Here is a 20,433-nt window from a genome sequence, read left to right as displayed (position 1 = left end):
CTTGCGCGACGCTTGCGGGAGATGGCGGCCAGCGCCGCTGGTCACTGGAACACCAGCTCGGCCTGCAGCGCGCCGGAGGTCTTCACCGCCTGGAGGATGGAGATGATGTCCGAGGGCTTCAGCCCGAAGCGGTTGAGGCCGTTCACCAATTGCTGGAGATTGGTGCCGCGGACGATGCCGATGGGGCCGCCACTCTCGTCCGCCTGAATGTTGGTGCGCGGCACCACCACCGTTTCACCGAAGGTGTAGGGCTCGGGCTGCGACACCTCGGGCGTCTCCGTCACCTGCACGGTGAGATTGCCCTGAGTGACGGCGAAGGTGGAGACCTGCACGTTGCGGCCGATGACCACCGTGCCCGTGCGCTGGTCCACCACCACCTTGGCCGGCGTGTCAGGCGTGATGCGCAGCTCGCCGATCTCGGCGATGAAGCGGGCGGTGCCGGAATGGGGCGGGCGCTGCACCACCACCGTGCGCAGATCGCGCTCGCGGGCGAGGCGCTTGCCGTAGCGGGCGTGGGTATAGGCGTTGATCACGTCGGCCATCAAAGCGGCGGTGCGGAAATCGGGATTGGTGAGGTCGATGAGGATTTCCGGAAGCTCGGACAGCTGGCCGGGGATCTGCCGCTCCACCAGCGCGCCATTGGCGATGCGCCCGGCGGTGGGCACGCCCTGGCTCAGCGTTTCCGCCTGCCCGGTGATCTGGATGCCGGACACGATCTGGCCCTGTGCCACCGCATAGGTCACGCCGTCCGCGCCGTTGAGCGGGGTGACGAGCAGCGTGCCGCCGCGCAGGGACGTCGCATCACCGAGCGAAGCGATGGTCACGTCGATCCGCGTGCCGAGGCCGGCGAAGGCGGGCAGGTTCGCGGTGACGGCCACGGCCGCCACGTTCTTGGCGCGCAGCGACAGGCCCTGCACGTTGATGCCCATGCGGTCGAGCATGGATTGCATGGCCTGCTCGGTGAAGGGCGAGTTGCGCAGCGTGTCGCCGGTGCCCTGAAGGCCGATGATGAGGCCGTAGCCGACAAGCTGGTTGTCGCGCACGCCCTGAATGGAGGAGATGTCCTTGATCCGCGTCGTCGCCTGCGCGGCGGCGGGGCCGGCGAACGCCAGGAGGGCGGCAAGGAGCGCGGCGAGCGCCGCGAGCGCGAGGCGGATCATCGCGTCCTCACCCAGACCGTGCCGTCGCCGGCAACCTCGCCGACGATGATCTGGCCGGAATCCATGTTCTTGAGCCGGATGGTGGCGCCGGCCGCCCCGGAATCGAGCGGCATGCCGTATCCGGAGATGGCGAGCCCGCCGTCCTTCAGCTGGATGCGGGTGGCGACGCCCTTGGTGACGAGGGTCACATCCACCAGCGCATTGAGCGGCACCGGCTGGCCGGCGGCGATGACCCGCCGGGCCGACTTGCCCACCACGGCGGAGGACTGGAGCGCGATGCCGCCGCGGTCGAGCACGGCGTCGGACACCTCGCGCTGGGCGAGCATGCCGGCGGAGATGACATCGCCGGGATAGAGGGTGACGGCGGCGACCGGAATGCGCGCCATCGGTACGGCCTCAGCCGGCGGGCGTACGGGCGCGGCGCGCGGCGGCTCGACCTCCTCGCGGCCGGCGGCGGCCTGCTGGGCGAGGGAGGAAATGCTCTGCGCCGTCGCAGGGGCGGCCACGGCGCAGAGCATGGTCGAAATGCCGGCAGCGATGCCGGCCCGCAACCACGCCCTCCTACGGGCGGCCCGCCGCTGCGGATGAGTCATCTCCGCAACCCCGTTCACCGGATGCCCTTGGAAACCACGCCGGCCATGTCGTCGGCGGCCTGGATCACCTTGGAGTTCATCTCATAGGCCCGCTGCGCCTGGATGAGCTGGGTGATCTCCTTGATGGGGTCCACGTTGGAGCCTTCCAGATATCCCTGCACCACGGCGCCGAAGCCGGTGGTGCCGGCCACGCCCGTCACCGGCTGGCCGGAGGCGGAGGTCTCGCGATAGAGATTGTCGCCCAGCGGCTCGAGGCCGGAATCGTTGGCGAAGGTGGCAAGGGTGAGCTGGCCCACCAGCGTTGGGGACGTCTGGTTGGCGATCTGCGCATAGACCTGTCCGCTCTCGTTGATGACGATGCTGCTGGCATCCTGCGGCAGGGTCAGCGCGGGGTTCAGCGCATAGCCGTCGGCGGTCACGAGCTGGCCGGTCGGGCCCTTGTTGAACGAGCCGGCGCGGGTATAGAGCGTGTCGCCCGAGGGGCTGGTGATCTGGAACCAGCCGCGCCCGTTGAGCGCGAGGTCGAGCGGGTTCCCGGTCTGCGCCAGCGGGCCTTGCAGATGCAGGTTGCGGATGCCGATGGTGCGCACGCCGAGGCCGACGAGGGCGCCCTCCGGCACCGGCTCGGCGCCGTCCTGATTGGGCACGCCCTGGGCGCGCTCGGCCTGATAGAGCAGGTCCGTGAACTCAGCGCGGGCGCGCTTGAAGCCGGTGGTGTTGATGTTCGCGATGTTGTTCGCGATCACCTCCACATTGGTCTGCTGGGCCGACATGCCGGTCGCGGCGATGGCCAAGGCTCTCATGTCACTCTCCTCAGATGGCCATACGGCTGATTTCCTGATAGGCGGCGACCACCTTGTCGCGCACCGCAATGGCGGTCTGGAGCGTCTGCTCGGCCGACATCACCGCCTCCACCACCTGCTGCACGGAGACCTTTCCGTGGATGCCGGAGATGGCGCTCACCTCCGCCGTCTTCACCTGATCCACTGCGTCCGACGACATGCGGGCGAGCATGGTGGAGAAGTCGGAGATGCTGCCCGCGCTCTGGGTCGCGCTCGCCGCCTCGGTGGCGCGGGCGGAGGTGGTGGCGCTCGTGGCGGTGGTGCGGCTCAGCACATTGAGGGAAACGGCATCGATCATCACGGCGTCCTCAACAGATCGATGGTCATGGCGACCATGGAGCGCGCCTGCTTGATCATCTGGAGGTTGGCCTGGTAGCTGCGGCCGGCCTCCCTCAGATCCGCCATTTCGGCGAGCGGATTGACGTTCGGCACCTTCACCCGCCCTTCGGCGTCGGCGGCGGGGTTGCCGGGGTCGAACTCCACGGAAAAGGCGCTGCGGTCCACGCTCGTCGCCTTCACTTTCACCCGCGATGCGCCGAGGGCGCGGTCCGGCTCCTGGATGAACTCCACCGTCTTGCGGCGATAGGGATCGGCGCCCGGCGTCGTGCCGGTGGAGCGCGCGTTGGCAATGTTCTCGGCGACGATGCGCATGCGCTGGGTCTGCGCCGCGAGGCCGCTCGAGGCGATGCCGGTGATGGTCTTGAAGGGATCGCCGATCATGACTTCACGCTCGCGAGGATCATGCGGTGGAAGGAGCGGACGATGGAGGTGTTGAGCGAATAGGCGCGGTTCACCTCGTCGGCCTTCAGCATCTCCTGCTCAAGGCTCACGCTGTTGCCGGAATGGGACGTATCCCAGCCGTCGCGCGGTGCGACCTTGGCGGCGCCGATGCCGCCCGCCGCCACGTCCATGTGGCTGCCCGAGGTGCGGGCGACGGCGAGGCGCGTGCGGTCGAGGATGGCGGCGAAGGGCTCGGCGTCCACCGCCTTGTAGCCGGGGGTGTTGGCGTTCGCGATGTTCCCCGCGATGGCCGTCTGCCGCACCGTGGCCCACTGGGCGTGCCGCGAGGCGAGATTGAACAGGAACAGGGGCTCCATGGCACATTCCCCGGATGGTTCGCGCGCCTTCGGAAGGGGCGAGGGATGACCGTTTCCTAGCGCGCGAACCTTGCCCGAGGCTGGCCGCCCTCTCACGCACTCAGCCGCACGCCCTCCAGCGTCGCCGTGAGGTGTTCGAGGAGGGCATCGGGCGCGGGCTCATCGCCGTGGTAGAGGATGCTGTCCATCTCCACGCCCACGGTGCCCGCATCGAAGATGATGCGGAAGTAGAGCGAGCAGTCGGCACAGCCGAGCTCCATGTCCATGGCGACGGTGGGGGCGACGCCCCAGTCGGCCTGGATCATGGCCTGCCCGCCATAGCGCAGCGCGCCCGGCTTCAGGGAGCGCTCGGCGCAGGAGGCGACGATGTCGTCGATGATGTTGGTCTGTCCGGCATGGATATAGGCCATGAGCAGGCCGGCATTGGTGAAGAACAATTCGGTCATCACCTCGCGCAGCGCGCCGGCCAGAACGCGCTCGCAGGCGAGCCGCTCCATCTTCGGCCGGGCGGCGAGACGCTGCAGGCGGAGGAACTCATTTCGCGCCATGGCCCGGCCTCGCATAGATGTAGTGCAGGATCTTCGCCACCGGCCGGTAGAAGTCCTGCGGAATCCACTGGTCCACCTCCACCGCCGCGAACAGGGCGCGGGCGAGCGGACGGTCCTCGATCACCGGCACGCCGTGGCGCTCCGCGATCTCGCGGATCTTGAGGGCGATGAGGTCCACCCCCTTGGCCACCACCAGCGGTGCGCCGCCGGTCTGCCGGTCGTATTGCAGGGCGACGGCGTAGTGGGTCGGGTTGGCGATGACGACGGTGGCCTTGGGCACGGCGTTCATCATGCGCTGGCGGGCGCGCTCGCGGGCGACGGCGCGGATGCGCGCCTTCACCATGGGATCGCCCTCGGCCTGCTTGAACTCGTCCTTCACCTCCTGCTTCGTCATGCGCAGGTTGGTCTTCCAGCTCACCCGCGACCACACGATGTCGGCGGCCACCAGCCCGATGGTGACGACGCACACGGTGGCGACGAGCCGCATGGCAAGGGCGAGGAGCACGGCCGGCAGGCGCAGCGGATCGGTGAACATGGCATTCACCACCTCATGTTCCTGCGCATAGAGCACGAGGGCCGCGACGACGCCGATGGCGAAGAGCTTGAACAGCGCCTTCCCGAACTCGATGTGACCCTGCGCCCCGAAGATGCGCTTGAAGCCGGCTGACGGAGACACCCGCGACCATTGCGGACGGATGCGCTCGGTCACCAGAGACGGCACGTTCTGGAAGCCCGAGGCGACGAGGCCGGCGAGCATCAGCACGATCACCATGGGCATCAGGAAGCGCCCGGCCCCCGCCAGCGCCCCCCACAGGATGGACACCGCATCGTTGCCGGTGGCGATGGGAAAGCCAGCGGGATCGTCGATGAGGCGGGAGAGGTCGGCGGTCAGCAGCCGCACCGGGGACGCGACGAAGAAGGCGAGGATGGCGAGGATGCCGAGGAGCGAGGCGAACAGCGTCGCCTCCCGCGAGAACGGCACGTTGCCCTTCTCCACGGCGTCGGAAATCTTCTTCTCGCTCGCCTCTTCTGTCTTGCTCTCCTTGTCCTGTTCCTCAGACATGGCGCCCCCGCAGCGGCGGGGTCAGAAGGGCATGGCGCTCAGCGCACATAGGCATCTTCCTCCGTGCCGGAGGAAATCTCGATCTCGCCGCGCCCCGCCATGTCGAGGGCGAGGTCGGTGACGGTGCGGCGGGCCTCCATCACGTCCTTGGCCGGGGCCGGCTCGCTGCCGGCCATCTCCTGCTCCACCATGCGGCGCACGCGGGCGCCAAGGGACTGGAGGATGATCTCGCGGAATTCGGGATCGGTGCCCTTCAGCGCCAGCACCAGTTTGTCGGTGGGCACCTGGTCGAACAGCGCGGTGCGGGCGCGCGGCGTCAGCTTCACGATGTCGTCGAAGGTGAAGAGCAGGCCCTTCAGGATTTCCGCCGATTTCGGGCGCGTCGAGGCGAGGCTCGCGAGCACCGTCTCCATGGCGTCGCGGTCCATCTTGTTGATGATGTCGGCCATGCGCGCGTGCGGGTCGGCACCGGCATTGCGCGAGAAGTTCATCATGAAGTCCTCGTGCACCGTGCGCTCGATGACCTGCATGGTGGCGTCCACGATGGGCTTGAAGGTGAGCATCCGCCGCATGATGCCGTTGCGCTTGTCCTCCGGGATGAAGCTCAGCACCTTGGCGGCGCAGGCGGGCTTCACCTTGGAGAGCATCAGCGCCGCGGTCTGCGGGTGCTCCTTGGCGACGTAGGTGGCGAGCACGTTCTCGTTGACCGTGGAGATGCGGTCCCAGATGGACTGGTTCGCCGCACCCATGATGTCGTTCATGATGTCGGCGATCTGCTCGGGCGGCAGAACGCCCTGCAGCAGCCGCTCCACGTCGGCGACGGTGCCGACGAGGTTCGCCCCGCCGGCGAAATTGCTGGCGAAGTCCTCGACGAGGCTTTCGATCTGGGCCGTGCTGACCGGCTTCAGCGACGCGATGGAGCGGGTGATGAGGCGGATTTCGTCCGCCTCGAAATGCTTCATCACGCGGTTGGCCGCGGGCGTGCCCATGGCCATCAGCAGGGCCGCCACGCGGTCTATGCCCTGGAGGGGACGCGGCTTCGCCGCGCTCGCAGCCGCCATGGCCGCCTCAGCCGGCGTCGGCGTCGTTGGGGCCGACGATCTCGGTCAGGGAGACGCCGAAGCGGGAATTGTCGTCCTCCACCACCATCACCTCGCCGCGGGCGATGACGCGGCCGTTCACCACCACGTCCACCGGCTCGCCTACCCGGTGGTCGAGGGGCACGACGGTGCCGCGATTGAGCTTCAGGAGGCTCGACACCGGCATGGAGGCCGAGCCGAGCACCACCTGCAGCAGCACGGGGATGCGCTTCACGGTCTCGAGCCCCGCGCCGGAGCCGAGCGTCTCGCCGGCCTTGGCGAGCAGCGCTTCGTCCAGCGCGCTGGAGGGGGTCATGGTTTCGATGTCGGGAGCGGGCATGGCTTTGATCCGGATTCCAGAGGGCGGTCAGCGGTCGCTGAGTTCAGGGGCCAGGGACGCAGGGGATTTCCGCGCGTCGATCTCGGCGATCAGCTCGTGGGCGGTGTCGATGCGGCCGGCGAGCAGCACCAGCACCTCGCGCCCGTCGCGGCCGAAGGTGTCGAGGGCGTCGCGGGCGCAGACGAGGGCGGCGGAGGCCTCCGCCAGCGCCTTGCCGTAGTCGGCGTTCAGCCGGTCCACCGCCTTGAGCCGGCGGTTGAGCAGGGCGACGGAAGCGGTGGTCACGACCAGCGCCGCGAGCAGGATGAGATCAGCGGGGAAGGATGTCATCGATGAAGTCCTGATGCTGGTTGATCTGCTCATCGAGGCGCACCACGTAGCCGCCGTCCGACTGGCCGAGATGACACCAGAAGAGCGGCTGGGCGGCGCTCTCCAGCTTCACCCGGCTGGCGGGGGTGGCGTCGAGCTTGAGGATCTGGCCCACCTTGAGGGCGGCGATGTCGCCGAGCGTCACCTCGTGCTCGTCCAGCACGGCACGCAACTCGACCTCGGTGCGGTTCACCTCGTCGCGGATCTTCTGCGCCCATTTCGGGTCCCGCCCGCCGGTCTCCGCCTGGCTGGTGCTGGCGAGCGCGCGGCGCAGCGGCGTGAGGGCCGATTGCGGGATGGTGACGAACATCTCGCCGCCCCGGTTCAGCGCCTGGAGCAGGAATTTCGCTGTGACCGCCAGATTGTTGCGCCGGCCGATCACGGCGAAGTCCATGCGGGTTTCCTGCCGCTCGAACTGGAAGCTGGTGTCGCTGACGAGGGCGAAGGCGGATTTCAGCGCCTTCGTCATCTGCTCGAACAGCAACTGCGCCACGCGGCCCTCGATGTTGGAGAAGGAGCGCTCGTCCTCCACCGGCGGCTCGGACCCGTCGGCGCCGAACAGCACCTCGATCATGGTGAAGATGAAATCGCGGTCGAAGCCGACGATGAGCTGGCTGTCCCACGAGGGGGCATTGAAGATGCCGGCAATAGCCATGCCCTCATAGGCTTCCAGCACGTCGCCGATGCGCCCGCTCTCCACGCTGGAGAGCGAGTAATAGGCCTGCGAGGCCGCCACCTGCCGGAGCCCGTCGGCGCAGAAGGTGGCCATGCGGTCGAACAGCACGTGCAGCATGGGCAGCCGGTCCAGCGAGAGGCCGGCGGCATCCAAAAGCATGTCGCGGATGTCGTGGTGCTTGGAGGCGGATTTGGCGGCGGATTTGGCGTTCATGGCTCAGGCCGCCTGCTGCACGGTGCCGTTGGCAGACGGCGCGGCCTGGATGGCCTCGCTCTCCACCTCGTCGATGGTGGGGCGTTCGCCGGCGGAAATGGTCTTGCGGCCGTGCTCCAGCGCGATGGGCGGCAGCGCGCCGTTCATGAAGGCGATGAGCGCCTGCTTGGTGATGATGAAGGGCTGGCATTGCTTCTCGCGCGTGCTCTTCACCTTGGCGGCGAGGGGCGAGATGATGGCGTAGGACGAGTAGATGCCGACGAAGGTGCCGATGAGCGCCGAGCCGATATAGTGGCCGAGGATTTCCGGCGACTGGTCGATGGCGCCCATGGCCTTCACGATGCCGAGCACCGCGGCGCAGATGCCGAGCGCGGGCAGCGCTTCCGCCACCGTGCTGAGGGCGCCGGCGGCCTTGGTCTTGTGCTTCTTGATGGTGGAGATCTCCTGCTCCATCAGCGCCTCGATCTCGTGCGACTTGGCGTTGCCGATGAGGATGAGGCGGGCGTAGTCGCAGATGTACTGGGTCAGTTCCTTGTCCTTGAGCAGGCTTGGGAAATGGCCGAACAGCGCGGAGCTTGCCGGGTCGTCGATATGCGCTTCGATCTCGTTGCGCGGCTTCTGGCGCATGTCGCGCATCAGCGCGTAGAGGAGGCTGAGGAGGGCGAGGAAATCCTTGCGCTTCGGCCCGGTCCCCATGGCCGCCTGCATGATGCCGGAGCCCGTGTCCTTTATGACCGAGAAGGGGTTGGCGATGATGAAGGTGGAAAAGGCGATGCCGCCGATGATGAGGAACTCGAACGGCTGCCACACCACCTCTGGGTGTCCGCCCATGGCCATGAAGCCACCAAAGGTAGCGGCCAACCCCAAAATGATTCCGATGATGACGGCCACGGCTTCCCCCGTTCTGTCCAGTGTCCGGTGGTAGGGGGCGAGGATTGTGCGAGGCTGTGCTCTGTCGATCCTTGCAATGACCCGCGTTCACTCCATAATCACCGCCAAAATGGAATGGATTGTTCTGCCCTCTTTGGGTTGTGCATGCTACACAACTCGCGTCTTGGCTCGCCGGCCTTTCTGGTTGCATGTTCGGCCGTTGCGAAGCCTTCGATATCCCGTGCCTAGCCCTGACCGGCACGGGGTGGCCGGACCGGGGGGTGTCAGAGATGACGTCTTCCGGTCCGCGCTGGGCTGATCCCGAAAATCCTCACATATTGAGCGCCTTAAGCCCGCAAGGCTCACGCAAGGCAGGGCATGCGGAATAGGCCGGCCGCCGGCCTCCCGCCGCGCGCGCCCTGTTCCCCGCGGATGCTCCCATGGAAAGCACGCTCCTCACCTACCGCCTGCTGGCGCGCGACATGACGCGCTCCTTGTCGACCAAGGCGGCCGAGAAGCCGGTGGCGCTCGAATCGGGCTACTACCTCAAGCACATCGGCAAGGTGACGAGCATCGACGGCTTTCTGAAGGATACCCGGCTCTTCACCTATGCCATGAAGGCGTTCGGCCTCGAGGACATGGCCTATGCCAAGGGCTACATGCGCAAGGTGCTGAAGGAGGGCGTGACCGATCCCAAGAGCTTCGCCAACAAGCTCAACGACGATCGCTTCAAGGCCTTCGCCAAGGTGTTCGATTTCAAGGGCCTCGGCGCCGCCGCCACCCAATCGCCCGAGGCGGGGCAGAAGGTGGTGGACCGCTACGTGCGCCAGGCGCTGGAGGCGGACCAGGGCGCCAGCAACGAGGGCGTGCAGCTCGCGCTCTATTTCCAGCGCCAGGCCCCCGCCGTGAAATCCGTCTACGGCCTGCTGGCCGATCCCGCGCTCTGGAAGGTGGTGAAGACCATCTACGACTTTCCCGACGCCATGGCGGCCGCCCCCATCGAGAAGCAGGCCAAGGCGGTGAAGGCGCAGCTCAACATCGCGGACCTGAAGGAGCCGGCGAAGCTCGATGCGCTGCTGCGCCGCTTCAGCGCCAAGTGGGACGTGGCGCAGGGCGTGGATGCCGCCCCGGTGCTCGATCTTTTCTCTGTCCGCACGTCGAGCGCGGCCTCCTTTTCTATCCTCAACCTGAAATACGGAGGCTGAGATGGGCTCAGGTCTCTACGTCTCGCTCTCGGCGCAGCTGGCCGCCGACAAGCGCCTGACCACCATCGCCAACAACGTGGCCAATCTCAACACCGCCGGCTACCGGGCGGAAGAGGTGCGGTTCGAGGAGATGGTCTCCAGGGCCGGGGGGCAGGGCGTGTCCTTCACCTCCACCGGCGAGACCTACACCTCGCGCAAGTCGGGGCCGATCAACCCCACCGGCAATCCGCTGGACATCGCGGTGGAGGGCAAGGGCTGGTTCGCGGTGCGCGACGGCGCGACCACCGCCTATACCCGCGATGGGCGGATGAGCATGAGCCCGGAGGGCGAATTGCGCACGCTCTCCGGCCGGCCCATCCTCGATGCCTCCGGCGCGCCGGTGGTCATCGATCCCACCGGCGGCACCGTGCGCATCGGCACCGACGGCTCCATTTCCCAGAACCGCCGCCCCATCGGCCGTGTCGGCCTGTTCCTGATCCCGGAGGACGCGAAGCTTGCGCGCCGCGACGGTGCGCTGGTGGTGCCGGACAAGTCCGCCGCGCTGGTGCAGGACTACACCCGCAACGTGGTGCGGCAGGGCTTCGTGGAAGGCGCGAACGTGGATGCCGTCACCGAGATGACGCGCCTCATCGCCCTCCAGCGCGCCTTCGAGATGGCCGCCTCCGCCGTGTCGCAGACCGAAGATTCCACCTCGCAGACCATTCGCGAGCTTGGTCCGGGATGAGCGCGCCCCCGGTCAACGCGCTCCAGCGCCTGCGCCACGCCGTAGAAAGTGGCCTCGAGGAAAATCCCATCGTCCGCGTCGGCGGCATCGTGCGGGAGGTGGCGCCGACCCATGTGCGGGTCTCCGGCCTCTCCAGCTTCGTCACGCTCGGCGAGCGCGTGGGCTTCGAGCAGGCGTCAGGCACCAGCATCGGCGAGGTGGTGCGCATCGATCCGGCGGGCGCGGTGGTGAAGCCGTTCGACGAGCGGGTGTCGGTGGGCATCGGCACGCCGGCCTTCCGCATCGGCCCCCTCGCGCTCCGTCCGGATCGTTCCTGGAAGGGGCGCGTCATCGATGCGCTGGGTCGCCCGCTGGACCGGTCCGAGCCGCTGGCCCATGGCCCGTGCCGGATGCCGCTTGATGCCGAGCCGCCGCCCGCCATGGCGCGCGGGCGTGTGCATCGGCCGCTCGTCACCGGGGTGCGCGCGGTGGATATCTTCACCCCCATATGCGAGGGCCAGCGCATCGGCATCTTCGCCGGCTCGGGCGTGGGCAAGTCCACGCTGCTCTCCATGTTCGCGCGCTCGGCCGGTTTCGATACCGTGGTGGTGGCGCTGGTGGGGGAGCGCGGGCGCGAGGTACGGGAGTTTCTGGAAGGCCCGCTCGCCGCCAGCCGTGACCGGGCGGTGGTCATCGTCTCCACGTCCGATCAGAGCCCCATGATGCGCCGGCTCGCGCCGCAGGCGGCGCTGGCGGTGGCGGAATATTTCCGCGATGCCGGGGAGAGCGTGCTGCTCATCGTCGATTCCGTCACCCGCTACGCCCATGCCGCGCGCGACGTGGCGCTGGCGGCGGGGGAGCCGGCGGTGGCGCGGGGCTATGCGCCCAGCGTCTTCTCGACGCTGCCGAAGCTGCTGGAGCGGGCCGGGCCGGGGATGGAGGGGGAGGGGGCCATCACCGGCATCTTCTCCGTGCTGGTGGATGGCGACGACCACAACGATCCCGTGGCGGATGCCATCCGCGGCACGCTGGACGGCCACATCGTGCTCGACCGCGCCATCGCGGACCAGGGGCGCTTTCCCGCCATCAATCTGCTCGGCTCGATCTCGCGGCTGGCCGGCGAGGTGTGGAGCGAGCCGGAGCGCGATCTGGTGCGGCGGCTGAAGGCCATGATCGCCCGCTTCGAGGACACGCGCGACCTGCGCCTGATGGGCGGCTACCAGCCCGGCGCCGACGGCGAGCTGGATCAGGCCGTGGCCATCGTGCCGCGCATCTACGACGCCCTGCGGCAGGACCCCGGCGATCCGCCGAGCCTTGCCGCCTTTTCCGATCTCGCGGCCGCGCTGAAGAGCTGAGTCCAGCCCCGCGCAAGCCATCCGCCCTCAGATGCGGCGATGACACTGGCGCAGGCTCCTCCTTCCGGCGGGCGCGCCCTTTCAGACCGCGACGAGGACCGAGCCATGAGCCTTTACGGAATGCTGCGCACCAGCGTGTCGGGGATGACCGCGCAATCCAACCTGCTCGGCACGGTCTCCGACAACATCGCCAATGCCGGTACCGCGGGCTACAAGCGCGCCGACACCCAATTCTCCTCGCTGCTGCTGGAGACCGGCGGCACGGAATATCAGTCCGGCTCGGTCAATACGGACGTGCGCTACGCCATCAGCCAGCAGGGCGCGCTGAACTACACCTCGTCCTCCACCGATCTCGCGGTGCAGGGCTCGGGCTTCTTCCTCGTCAACGACCCGTCCGGCCAGACCCAGCTGACCCGCGCGGGCTCGTTCCAGGTGGATGCCAGCACCGGCAACCTCGTGAACAGCGCCGGCCTCACCCTGATGGGCTACGATGTCTCCGCGGGTGATCCCAACGTGGTGCTGAACGGCACGGCCGGCCTCGTGCCCATCAACCTCCAGAACACCAAGCTGGCGGCGACGCCCTCCACCGAGGGCACGTTCGCGGCGAACCTGCCGTCCAATGCGGCGGTCGCCACCGCCCCCACCGCCGGCGCCAACGTTGCGGGCGCGAGCTTCACCGACAAGTCCTCGCTGGTCGCCTACGACAACCTCGGCAATGCGGTGACGCTCGATCTCTACATGACCAAGACCGCCGAGAATCCGGGCGTGTGGGAGCTTGCGGTCTACGACCAGGCCGCCGCCCCCGCCAACGGCACCTTCCCCTATGCGTCCGGCCCGCTTTCCACCCAGACGCTGACCTTCGACGCCAGCGGCAAGCTCACCTCCGGCGGCAGCATCTCGCTTGCCGTGCCGAACGGGGCGACGCTGACGCTCGATCTCGCCGGCATGTCCCAGCTCGCGGCGCCCTACACGCCCTTCACCGCCAGCGTGAACGGCAATGCGCCGAGCCCCATCTCCGACTTCTCCATCGCCAAGGACGGCACCGTCTACGCCACCGATGCCAACGGCCGGAAATCCGCCATCTACCGCATTCCGCTGGGCACCGTGCAGAGCCCGGATCGGCTGGAGCCTTTGACGGGCAACGCCTACAGCACCACGCTGGATTCCGGCGCCATCCAGATCGGCTTTCCCAACGAGGGCGGCGTCGGTTCGCTGCTCTCCGGCGCCACCGAGCAGTCCAACGTGGACATGGCCTCCGAACTCACCCGCATGATCGTGGCGCAGCGCGACTACACCGCCAATTCCAAGGTGTTCCAGACCGGCACCGAGCTGCTCGACGTGCTGATGAACCTGAAGCGCTGACCTGACGCCGCCGCGCCGCGCACGGGTGCATCATGAGCCTCTCCCTCGCCTTCAACACGGCGCAGTCCTCGCTCGCCGCCAATTCGGCGAAGATCGCCTTGTCCAGCCGCAACGTGGCGGGGGCGGGCGAGGCTTCCGCCTCGCGCAAGATCGCCGTCACCACCACGGCGGCGGACGGCTCGGTGCGGGTGGTCTCCATCACCCGCGCCACGGGCAGCGCCCTGTTCGAGCGGATGCTGGGCGCGACCTCGGACAGCGCCGCGCAGCAGGCCCTCGCCGATGGCCTCGGCCGCCTCGCCCAGACCGTAGGCGACCCGCAGGACCCGACCTCCCCCGTCGCCCGCCTCGGCACGCTGAAGGATGCGCTCGCGCGCGCCGCCGACACGCCGGACGACATGACCCTCGCCCAGGCGGCCGTGACCGCCGCGCAGGACCTCGCCTCCTCCCTCAACACCGCCACGGACACGGTGCAGCAGGTGCGCACGGATGCGGATGCGGCGATTGCCACGTCGGTCGGGACCGTCAACGACCTGCTCCACCAGTTCGAGGCGGAGAACAGCGCCATCGTGAAGGGCAGCGCCGCCGGCGCCGACATGACCGATGCGCTGGACCGCCGCGATTCCATCCTCGCCAGACTTTCCGAGGAGATCGGCATCTCCACGGTGACGCGGGCCAATAACGACATCGTCATCTACACCGAGGGCGGCGCGACCCTGTTCGAGACCACCGCCCGCACGGTGGGCTTCACCCCCGCCCACACGCTCGATGCGAACACGCAGGGCGGCAGCGTGTTCGTGGACGGCGTGTCGGTGACGGGGCGCGACGCCACCATGCCGGTGCGCACCGGCCGCATCGCCGGTCTCACCCAGTTGCGCGACGACGCCGCGAGCACCTACCAGACCCAGCTGGACGAACTGGCGCGCGGCCTCACCGACGCGTTCAAGGAGACCGACGGCGCGGGCAACACGCGCGCCGGCCTGTTCGTGCCCGCCGCGGGCAGCGCCACGGTGCCCGGCGGTCTTTCGCCCGGCCTCGCCGGAACGCTCGCGGTGAACGCGGCCGTGGACGTAGGGCAGGGCGGCGACATCCGCCTGCTGCGCGACGGCGGCATGAACGGCGCGCCCTTCGCCGCCAACACCTCAGGCGCGGCGAGCTTCGCCGGCCGGCTGAAGGCGCTGTCCGCCGCGCTCGACGCGCCCCGCTCCTATGACGGTGCGGCGCAACTCTCCGACAACCAGAGCCTCGTCTCCTTCGGCACTGCCTCGGTGAGTTGGCTGGAAGGCGCCCGCAAGGCGGCGGACACCCGGCTCGATTCCCAGAAGACGGTGCTGGCGCAGGCCTCCAACGCGCTTTCCGCCGCCACCGGCGTGAACCTCGACGACGAATATGCCAGCCAGCTCGAACTGGAGCGCGGCTATCAGGCCACGTCCAAGCTGATGGGCGTGGTGAACCAGCTCTACGACAGCCTCTTCCAGATGATCGGCTAAGCCATGCGCAGCACCTACATCTCCACCCTCGCCTGGACCTCCCCGTCCCGCGCGGCGCTGCCGAAGCTGCAATCGGACATCTCGAAGGCCACCACCGAAATCGCCACCGGCCGGCAGGCGGACGTGGGCCTGACGCTGGGCATCGCGACGGGGGAGAGCGTGGCGCTGCATCTGGCGCGCGGCGCGATCCTGTCGCAGAAGCAGGGCAATGCGCTGGCTTCGAGCCTGCTCGGCCACAGCCAGGTGGCGCTCTCGCAGATCTCGGACGACGCCAACCAGTTCCTGAAGGACATCCTCGCCGGGCAGGCGGGCAACGCCTCCGGCGCCATCCTCGCGGATCAGGCGAAATCGGCGCTCGATGCCTTCACCGCGCATTTGAACGCCACGGACGGGCAGCGCTACCTGTTCGCCGGCATCAACAGCGCCGAAAAGCCCATGGCCGATTACGCGACCGGCCCCAAGGCGGTGGTGAATGCGGCGTTCGCCGGCGCGTTCGGGCTTGATCCCGCGAACCCGCAGGCGGACCCGCAGGTGGCGGATATCTCCGCCGCCGACATGTCGTCCTTCCTCGACGGCGCCTTCAAGGACCTGTTCGCCGATCCCGCGTGGGGCGCGAACTGGTCCGGCGCGTCCGACGAGGCGCTGACCAGCCAGATCTCCGACACCGCGCGCGTTCCCGTCACCACCACCGCCAACACGACAGCCATGCGCAACCTTGCCATGGCATTCACCATGGTGTCGGAGCTTGGCACAGCCTCCCTCTCGGAAGCGACCCGCAAGGTGGTACTGGACAAGGCCGTCACTGTTGCCGGCGCGGGCGTGAGCGGCGTCGTTGCGCTGTCCGCGCAGCTCGGGGTGTCCAAGTCCCGGGTGGACGCGGCGGACGAGGCGCTGGCCAAGGTGTCCGATCTCGTCGACCGGAGGATCAACGTCCTCGAAGGGGTCGACCCCGCCGAGGCGAAGACCCGCCTCGACACCCTGACGACGCAGTTGCAGATGTCCTACGCGACCACGTCAAAGGTGATGCAGCTGAGCATCCTGAACTACATCTGACATGAGGGTGCGTGATGTACCGATTCTCCTACGCGGAAATACTTGACGAGTCCGCGACGCTCAACCGCGAGCGTGAGCGCCTCGCCCTCGACCAAGCGGTGAATCTGCTCACCCTCGCGGCCAAGGCGGAGCCCGGCTCGCGCGAGGTGCTGGCGGCGGTCGCCTATCTGCAGAAGCTCTGGGGCTTCTTCATCAGCGATCTTGCCGATGCCAACAACGAGCTGCCGCGCGAGCTGCGCGGGACGCTCGCCTCCCTCGGCCTGTGGGTGATCCAGGAGTGCGACCGCCTGATCTCCGGCACGGGCGGCGACATTCCCATGCTCATCGACGTCAATCGCGCGATCCGGGATGGCCTGAAATGATGAAGTCCATGCACATCTCCCTCAAGGCCGGCGAAAAGCTGTTTCTCAACGGCGCCGTCTTCCAGGTGGACCGCAAGGTGACGCTGGAACTGCTCAACGACGCGACCTTCCTGCTGGAGAGCCACGTGATGCAGCCGGAAGACACCACCACGCCGCTGCGCCAGCTCTATTTCGTGGCGCAGTCGCTGCTGGTGGACCCGGCGAATGCCGATGCCGCACGCGGGCTGTTCTTCCGTCAGCTGGCGTCGCTGATGACCACCTTCACCAAGCCCGCGATCCTGATGAACCTCGACGACGCGGGCCGCCTCGTCGGCGAGGGGCGCACGTTCGAGGCGCTGAAGGCGCTCAGGGGCATGTTCCCGCTGGAGGAGGCGATCCTGAACTGCGCCGTGCCGCCGAAAGTCGCCTGACGCGTTCCGCGCGGTTGCCGGCAAGGCCGCCCGCAAGGTCGGCCTCGCGCAATCCTCGCGGGCGAGAAGGGTGCGAGAAGGAGATCGCAGCATGACCCAGGTCCAGAGCGTCGCGTCCGCAGCCGGCGGCGCCGCAACGAGCAAGACGGCCTCGGCCGGCAAGGCGAACAGCATCGATTACAACGCCTTCCTCCAGCTCCTGGTGGCGCAGTTGCAGAACCAGGACCCGACCCAGCCCATGGATTCCACCGCCTACATGTCCCAGCTCGCCTCCTTCTCCCAGGTGGAGCAGCAGGTGGCGAGCAATGCGAAGCTGGAATCCCTTTTGGCTGCCAGCGCCTTGCAGTCGGCCAACCTCGCGCTGGGCCACACCGTGACCTCCGCAGACGGCAGCATCAGCGGCAAGGTCTCCTCGGTGGAAATCACCAGCGACGGGCCTCTGGCGCAGCTCTCCAACGGCAAGAGCCTGCTCATCGGCCCCGGCGTGACGGTGAGCTGACGATGAACGAGGCGGATGCGCTCGGCATCGTCCATTCAGCCATCTGGACCATCCTCGTCGCCGCCGGCCCGGCGGTCGCCGCGGCCATGCTCATCGGCATTCTCGTCGCGCTGTTCCAGGCGCTGACGCAGATCCAGGAAGTCACCCTCACCTTCGTGCCGAAGATCGTCGCGGTGCTGGTGGTGGCGGCGGTGACGGGCTCCTTCATGGGCGCCCAGATCATGGCCTTCACCGAGGAAATCTACGGCCGCATATCGAGCGGCTTCTGAGCCAACGTCTGCGGGGGAGCCTGATCCATGTCCGACATCACGGTGCGCGATCCGGCGCAGGGCTCGCGCCGCGACATCGGCTTCGCCATGGGCATGGTGGCGATCCTCGCCATCCTCTTCCTGCCCATTCCGCCGGCGCTCATCGATATCGGCCTCGCGCTCTCCATCGCGCTGTCGGTGCTGATCCTGATGGTGGCGCTGTGGATCGACAAGCCGCTCGAATTCTCCGCCTTTCCCACTGTCCTCCTCATCGCGACGCTGCTGCGCCTCGGCCTCGGGGTGGCGACGACGCGCCTCATCCTCGCCCACGGCTCGGACGGCGTGAACGCCGCGGGCCACATCATCCACGGCTTTTCGCAGCTCGTCATGAGCGGCGATTTCGTCATCGGCATCGTGGTGTTCCTGATCCTGGTGACGGTGAATTTCCTCGTCATCACCAAGGGCGCCACCCGCATCGCCGAGGTCGGCGCGCGTTTCACGCTGGACGCCATCCCCGGCAAGCAGATGGCCATCGACGCGGACCTGAACGCCGGCCTCATCGATGACAAGCAGGCCCAGCGCCGCCGCGCCGAGCTGGAGGAGGAAAGCGCCTTCTTCGGTTCCATGGACGGCGCCTCCAAGTTCGTGCGCGGCGAGGCGGTGGCGAGCCTCATCACCATCGCGGTGAACATCTTCGGCGGCATCATCATCGGCGTCACCCGGCACAAGATGCCCATCGGCGACGCGGCGGACATCTTCACCCGCCTGTCCGTGGGCGACGGCCTCGTCTCGCAGATCCCCGCGCTCATCGTCTCCCTCTCCGCCGGCCTCCTCGTCTCCAAGGGCGGCACAAGGGGGCGGGCGGAAAAGGCGGTGCTGGGCCAGCTCGGCGCCTATCCCCGCGCGCTGTTCGTGGCCGCCGGGCTGCTCTTCGCCCTGGCGCTTGTGCCCGGCCTACCGTTCCTGCCCTTCGCGCTCATCGGTGGCATGATGGCCTTCGTCGGCTGGTCGGTGCCGCGTCAGCTCGCGAAACAGAAGGCGGACGCCGCCGCGCGCGACGCCGAGGCGAAGCAGCAGGCGGACCGCGAGGCGCGCGAGTCCGTGAAGGAGCAACTGAAGACCGCCGAGATCGAGGTGTGCGTGGGCAAGCAGCTGGCGACGCAGGTGCTGCGCACGCCCTCGGAACTCGGCAATCGGCTCGGCAAGATGCGGCGCAAGTTCGCCCTCCGCTATGGTTTCGTGGTGCCGGACATCCGCATGACGGAGAGCCTCGCCGCGCCGCCCAAGGGCTACCAGATCAAGATGCACGGCACGGTGCTGGCGGCGCAGGAGATGCGCATCGGCGAACTGCTGGTCGTGGTGGGCGACGGGCCGCCGCCGGACGTGCCCGGCGACGAGGCGCGCGAGCCGGCCTTCGGCATGAAGGCCATGTGGATTCCCGAGGCCTACGCCACCGAGGTGAAGCGCGAGGGCTTCGCGCCGGTGGACAACCTCACCGTCATCCTCACCCACCTCTCCGAGGCCATCGCCAATAATTTGCCGCAGCTTCTCTCCTACAAGAGCATGCGGTCGCTGATCGACCGGCTCGATCCCGAATACAAGCGCCTCGTGGAGGACATCTGCCCGGCGCAGATTTCCTATTCGGGCCTGCAGGCGGTGCTGAAGCTCCTGCTGGCGGAGCGCGTCTCCATCCGCAACCTGCATCTCATCCTCGAGGCCGTGGCCGAGATCGTGCCCCATGCCCGCCGCTCCGAGCAGGTGGCGGAGCATGTGCGCATGCGCATGGCGCAGCAGATCTGCGGTGATCTCGCCGAGGGCGGCGTGCTGAACGTGCTGCGCCTCGGCAGCCGCTGGGACCTCGCCTTCCACCAGAGCCTCAAGCGCGACGCCAAGGGCGAGGTGATCGAGTTCGACATCGACCCGCGCCTCGTGGAGCAGTTCGGCACCGAGGCGGCCACCGCGGTGCGCGAGCGCATGAAGGCGGGCGCGCCCTTCGTGCTCGTCACCGCGCCGGATGCGCGGCCCTATGTGCGCATGATCGTGGAGCGCATGTTCCCCTCGCTGCCCGTGCTCTCCCATGTGGAGATCGCCCGCGGGGTGGAGATCAAGGCGCTGGGCGCGATCTCGTGACCTCCGGCGCCGTGAGCCTCCTCGCCCGTGAGGCGGTGCTCGCCGCCTTCCTCGTCTTCTGCCGGGTGGGCGGCGCGCTGATGCTGATGCCGGGCATCGGCGGCCGGCACATTCCCATGCGCGTCAGGGTGTTCCTGGCCCTCGCCCTGTCCTTCGCCTTCCTGCCGCTGGTGCTGGATCAGGTGGCGCCGAAGGTGCGGACGGCGGGCTCCGGCGATTTCGTGTTCATGATCGCCGGGGAGCTTCTCACCGGCCTCCTCATCGGCCTCTTGGCCCGGCTCTATGTGACGGCGCTGCAGTTCGCCACCAGCTTCATCGCCCAGGCGGTGGGCGTCTCTCCCATGCCCGGCGCGTCGGTGGAGGAGGACGAGCAACTGCCCATCCTCGCCACGCTCATCGTCTTCTCCGCCACGGCCCTCATCTTCGTCGCCGACCTGCATCTGGAGCTGGTGAAGGGGCTAGTGGACAGCTTCGCCCGCGTGCCGCCGGGCAGCCTTCTCGCCGTGCGGCCGGCGCTGGTGGACCTCGTGGACCAGATGTCGGCGGTGTTTCTGGTGGCCGTGCGGCTCTGCGGGCCGTTCATCCTCTATTCGGTGATGGTGAATTTCGCCGTGGGGCTCATCAACAAGTTCACGCCGCAGATCCCGGTCTATTTCGTGGCGACGCCCTTCGTAACCGCCGGCGGGCTGCTGCTGCTCTATGTGAGCGTGGAGCCGCTGCTCTCGGCCTTCCTCGTCGCCTTCTCCCAATGGCTGAAGGCGGGCTGAGC

25 protein-coding genes are annotated in these 20,433 nt (G+C 68.2%); 12 read left to right on the top strand and 13 right to left on the bottom strand.

The features are described from left to right. Positions 1 to 41 precede the first annotated feature (41 nt). From flgI to motA, 13 genes are all read right to left on the bottom strand, one after another. On the bottom strand, positions 42 to 1,160 hold the full coding sequence (flgI, locus tag EJ105_RS03250) for a flagellar basal body P-ring protein FlgI (protein WP_250165281.1): 1,119 nt from the start codon (positions 1,158 to 1,160) through the stop codon (positions 42 to 44). Further along, positions 1,157 to 1,711 (bottom strand): flagellar basal body P-ring formation chaperone FlgA, encoded by a 555-nt coding sequence (gene flgA / locus EJ105_RS03245; protein ID WP_250165280.1) that lies wholly within the window; start codon positions 1,709 to 1,711, stop codon positions 1,157 to 1,159. The genes flgI and flgA overlap by 4 nt, the downstream gene beginning before the upstream one ends. A 56-nt stretch (positions 1,712 to 1,767) precedes the next feature. Then, positions 1,768 to 2,556: a flagellar basal-body rod protein FlgG gene (gene flgG / locus EJ105_RS03240; protein ID WP_029556023.1), complete on the bottom strand. Its 789-nt coding sequence runs from the start codon at positions 2,554 to 2,556 to the stop codon at positions 1,768 to 1,770. A gap of 10 nt (positions 2,557 to 2,566) precedes the next feature. Next, positions 2,567 to 2,893: a flagellar hook-basal body complex protein FliE gene (gene fliE / locus EJ105_RS03235; RefSeq protein ID WP_250165279.1), complete on the bottom strand. Its 327-nt coding sequence runs from the start codon at positions 2,891 to 2,893 to the stop codon at positions 2,567 to 2,569. Continuing rightward, complete coding sequence (gene flgC, locus EJ105_RS03230) at positions 2,893 to 3,315, bottom strand: flagellar basal body rod protein FlgC (RefSeq protein ID WP_250165278.1); 423 nt, start codon at positions 3,313 to 3,315, stop codon at positions 2,893 to 2,895. Before flgC ends, fliE begins: the two co-directional genes overlap by 1 nt. Next, a complete protein-coding gene (gene flgB / locus EJ105_RS03225; RefSeq protein WP_024276873.1) occupies positions 3,312 to 3,692 on the bottom strand; it encodes a flagellar basal body rod protein FlgB in 381 nt (126 codons plus the stop codon). Before flgB ends, flgC begins: the two co-directional genes overlap by 4 nt. 92 nt (positions 3,693 to 3,784) lie before the next feature. Then, a complete protein-coding gene (locus EJ105_RS03220) occupies positions 3,785 to 4,240 on the bottom strand; it encodes a hypothetical protein (protein WP_051678860.1) in 456 nt (151 codons plus the stop codon). Next, positions 4,227 to 5,303 carry a flagellar biosynthesis protein FlhB gene (gene flhB, locus EJ105_RS03215; RefSeq protein WP_250165277.1) on the bottom strand — a complete coding sequence of 359 codons (1,077 nt, stop codon included), beginning with the start codon at positions 5,301 to 5,303 and terminating at the stop codon, positions 4,227 to 4,229. Before flhB ends, EJ105_RS03220 begins: the two co-directional genes overlap by 14 nt. A 38-nt stretch (positions 5,304 to 5,341) precedes the next feature. Further along, positions 5,342 to 6,364, bottom strand: a complete 1,023-nt coding sequence (locus EJ105_RS03210) for a flagellar motor switch protein FliG (RefSeq protein ID WP_029556018.1) — start codon at positions 6,362 to 6,364, stop codon at positions 5,342 to 5,344. A 7-nt stretch (positions 6,365 to 6,371) separates the two neighbouring features. After that, a complete protein-coding gene (gene fliN / locus EJ105_RS03205) occupies positions 6,372 to 6,698 on the bottom strand; it encodes a flagellar motor switch protein FliN (protein WP_051679381.1) in 327 nt (108 codons plus the stop codon). A 51-nt stretch (positions 6,699 to 6,749) separates the two neighbouring features. Beyond that, positions 6,750 to 7,052: a hypothetical protein gene (locus EJ105_RS03200; protein ID WP_250165276.1), complete on the bottom strand. Its 303-nt coding sequence runs from the start codon at positions 7,050 to 7,052 to the stop codon at positions 6,750 to 6,752. Next, positions 7,033 to 7,980 (bottom strand): flagellar motor switch protein FliM, encoded by a 948-nt coding sequence (locus EJ105_RS03195; protein WP_024276879.1) that lies wholly within the window; start codon positions 7,978 to 7,980, stop codon positions 7,033 to 7,035. Before EJ105_RS03195 ends, EJ105_RS03200 begins: the two co-directional genes overlap by 20 nt. A gap of 3 nt (positions 7,981 to 7,983) precedes the next feature. Further along, positions 7,984 to 8,871 (bottom strand): flagellar motor stator protein MotA, encoded by an 888-nt coding sequence (gene motA, locus EJ105_RS03190; RefSeq protein ID WP_024276880.1) that lies wholly within the window; start codon positions 8,869 to 8,871, stop codon positions 7,984 to 7,986. A 419-nt stretch (positions 8,872 to 9,290) separates the two neighbouring features. Between motA and EJ105_RS03185 the strand changes: the two genes are divergently transcribed. The 12 genes from EJ105_RS03185 to fliR all read left to right on the top strand — a co-directional run bounded on the left by EJ105_RS03185 (position 9,291) and on the right by fliR (position 20,431). Next, entirely contained in the window at positions 9,291 to 10,055 is a 765-nt protein-coding gene (locus EJ105_RS03185) for a DUF1217 domain-containing protein (protein ID WP_029556015.1), read from the top strand. A 1-nt stretch (position 10,056) separates the two neighbouring features. Continuing rightward, positions 10,057 to 10,779, top strand: coding sequence for a flagellar basal-body rod protein FlgF (gene flgF / locus EJ105_RS03180; protein WP_250165275.1), 723 nt, complete (start codon positions 10,057 to 10,059; stop codon positions 10,777 to 10,779). Next, positions 10,776 to 12,113 carry a flagellar protein export ATPase FliI gene (gene fliI / locus EJ105_RS03175; protein ID WP_250165274.1) on the top strand — a complete coding sequence of 446 codons (1,338 nt, stop codon included), beginning with the start codon at positions 10,776 to 10,778 and terminating at the stop codon, positions 12,111 to 12,113. The genes flgF and fliI overlap by 4 nt, the downstream gene beginning before the upstream one ends. Positions 12,114 to 12,218: 105 nt before the next feature. Next, the gene (locus EJ105_RS03170) at positions 12,219 to 13,475 is read left to right on the top strand and encodes a flagellar hook protein FlgE (protein ID WP_250165273.1); all 1,257 of its coding nucleotides are present in this window, start codon (positions 12,219 to 12,221) and stop codon (positions 13,473 to 13,475) included. 32 nt (positions 13,476 to 13,507) lie between these two features. Beyond that, positions 13,508 to 14,962, top strand: a complete 1,455-nt coding sequence (gene flgK, locus EJ105_RS03165; protein ID WP_250165272.1) for a flagellar hook-associated protein FlgK — start codon at positions 13,508 to 13,510, stop codon at positions 14,960 to 14,962. Between the two features lie 3 nt (positions 14,963 to 14,965). Next, positions 14,966 to 16,015: a flagellar hook-associated family protein gene (locus EJ105_RS03160; RefSeq protein ID WP_250165271.1), complete on the top strand. Its 1,050-nt coding sequence runs from the start codon at positions 14,966 to 14,968 to the stop codon at positions 16,013 to 16,015. Between the two features lie 14 nt (positions 16,016 to 16,029). Then, positions 16,030 to 16,377 (top strand): flagellar biosynthesis regulator FlaF, encoded by a 348-nt coding sequence (gene flaF / locus EJ105_RS03155; protein ID WP_029556009.1) that lies wholly within the window; start codon positions 16,030 to 16,032, stop codon positions 16,375 to 16,377. Next, positions 16,374 to 16,787 carry a flagellar biosynthesis repressor FlbT gene (flbT, locus tag EJ105_RS03150; protein WP_029556008.1) on the top strand — a complete coding sequence of 138 codons (414 nt, stop codon included), beginning with the start codon at positions 16,374 to 16,376 and terminating at the stop codon, positions 16,785 to 16,787. The genes flaF and flbT overlap by 4 nt, the downstream gene beginning before the upstream one ends. Before the next feature lie 91 nt (positions 16,788 to 16,878). After that, the gene (gene flgD, locus EJ105_RS03145; protein WP_250165270.1) at positions 16,879 to 17,286 is read left to right on the top strand and encodes a flagellar hook assembly protein FlgD; all 408 of its coding nucleotides are present in this window, start codon (positions 16,879 to 16,881) and stop codon (positions 17,284 to 17,286) included. Positions 17,287 to 17,288: 2 nt separating this feature from the next. Beyond that, a complete protein-coding gene (fliQ, locus tag EJ105_RS03140; RefSeq protein WP_024276890.1) occupies positions 17,289 to 17,555 on the top strand; it encodes a flagellar biosynthesis protein FliQ in 267 nt (88 codons plus the stop codon). Between the two features lie 27 nt (positions 17,556 to 17,582). Then, complete coding sequence (gene flhA, locus EJ105_RS03135; protein ID WP_250165269.1) at positions 17,583 to 19,664, top strand: flagellar biosynthesis protein FlhA; 2,082 nt, start codon at positions 17,583 to 17,585, stop codon at positions 19,662 to 19,664. Beyond that, positions 19,661 to 20,431, top strand: a complete 771-nt coding sequence (gene fliR / locus EJ105_RS03130) for a flagellar biosynthetic protein FliR (RefSeq protein ID WP_250165268.1) — start codon at positions 19,661 to 19,663, stop codon at positions 20,429 to 20,431. Before flhA ends, fliR begins: the two co-directional genes overlap by 4 nt. The last annotated feature ends 2 nt before the right edge of the window (positions 20,432 to 20,433 follow it).

The organism is Xanthobacter aminoxidans (assembly GCF_023571765.1).
Lineage (GTDB): Bacteria > Pseudomonadota > Alphaproteobacteria > Rhizobiales > Xanthobacteraceae > Xanthobacter > Xanthobacter aminoxidans.
This window is presented reverse-complemented; position numbering and strand designations above follow the sequence as displayed.

What these genes read in the sequence shown, in the direction of transcription:
- flgG (WP_029556023.1), bottom strand. Translation starts at nt 2,556, where the DNA reads ATGAGAGCCTTGGCCATCGCCGCGACCGGCATGTCGGCCCAGCAGACC.
- flhB (WP_250165277.1), bottom strand. Translation starts at nt 5,303, where the DNA reads ATGTCTGAGGAACAGGACAAGGAGAGCAAGACAGAAGAGGCGAGCGAG.
- EJ105_RS03210 (WP_029556018.1), bottom strand. Translation starts at nt 6,364, where the DNA reads ATGGCGGCTGCGAGCGCGGCGAAGCCGCGTCCCCTCCAGGGCATAGAC.
- EJ105_RS03200 (WP_250165276.1), bottom strand. Translation starts at nt 7,052, where the DNA reads ATGACATCCTTCCCCGCTGATCTCATCCTGCTCGCGGCGCTGGTCGTG.
- fliE (WP_250165279.1), bottom strand. Translation starts at nt 2,893, where the DNA reads ATGATCGATGCCGTTTCCCTCAATGTGCTGAGCCGCACCACCGCCACG.
- EJ105_RS03185 (WP_029556015.1), top strand. Translation starts at nt 9,291, where the DNA reads ATGGAAAGCACGCTCCTCACCTACCGCCTGCTGGCGCGCGACATGACG.
- flaF (WP_029556009.1), top strand. Translation starts at nt 16,030, where the DNA reads ATGTACCGATTCTCCTACGCGGAAATACTTGACGAGTCCGCGACGCTC.
- flgF (WP_250165275.1), top strand. Translation starts at nt 10,057, where the DNA reads ATGGGCTCAGGTCTCTACGTCTCGCTCTCGGCGCAGCTGGCCGCCGAC.
- flgD (WP_250165270.1), top strand. Translation starts at nt 16,879, where the DNA reads ATGACCCAGGTCCAGAGCGTCGCGTCCGCAGCCGGCGGCGCCGCAACG.
- EJ105_RS03170 (WP_250165273.1), top strand. Translation starts at nt 12,219, where the DNA reads ATGAGCCTTTACGGAATGCTGCGCACCAGCGTGTCGGGGATGACCGCG.
- flgB (WP_024276873.1), bottom strand. Translation starts at nt 3,692, where the DNA reads ATGGAGCCCCTGTTCCTGTTCAATCTCGCCTCGCGGCACGCCCAGTGG.
- fliN (WP_051679381.1), bottom strand. Translation starts at nt 6,698, where the DNA reads ATGACCCCCTCCAGCGCGCTGGACGAAGCGCTGCTCGCCAAGGCCGGC.
- fliI (WP_250165274.1), top strand. Translation starts at nt 10,776, where the DNA reads ATGAGCGCGCCCCCGGTCAACGCGCTCCAGCGCCTGCGCCACGCCGTA.
- flhA (WP_250165269.1), top strand. Translation starts at nt 17,583, where the DNA reads ATGTCCGACATCACGGTGCGCGATCCGGCGCAGGGCTCGCGCCGCGAC.
- flgI (WP_250165281.1), bottom strand. Translation starts at nt 1,160, where the DNA reads ATGATCCGCCTCGCGCTCGCGGCGCTCGCCGCGCTCCTTGCCGCCCTC.
- EJ105_RS03195 (WP_024276879.1), bottom strand. Translation starts at nt 7,980, where the DNA reads ATGAACGCCAAATCCGCCGCCAAATCCGCCTCCAAGCACCACGACATC.
- EJ105_RS03160 (WP_250165271.1), top strand. Translation starts at nt 14,966, where the DNA reads ATGCGCAGCACCTACATCTCCACCCTCGCCTGGACCTCCCCGTCCCGC.
- fliQ (WP_024276890.1), top strand. Translation starts at nt 17,289, where the DNA reads ATGAACGAGGCGGATGCGCTCGGCATCGTCCATTCAGCCATCTGGACC.
- flbT (WP_029556008.1), top strand. Translation starts at nt 16,374, where the DNA reads ATGATGAAGTCCATGCACATCTCCCTCAAGGCCGGCGAAAAGCTGTTT.
- flgK (WP_250165272.1), top strand. Translation starts at nt 13,508, where the DNA reads ATGAGCCTCTCCCTCGCCTTCAACACGGCGCAGTCCTCGCTCGCCGCC.
- flgC (WP_250165278.1), bottom strand. Translation starts at nt 3,315, where the DNA reads ATGATCGGCGATCCCTTCAAGACCATCACCGGCATCGCCTCGAGCGGC.
- EJ105_RS03220 (WP_051678860.1), bottom strand. Translation starts at nt 4,240, where the DNA reads ATGGCGCGAAATGAGTTCCTCCGCCTGCAGCGTCTCGCCGCCCGGCCG.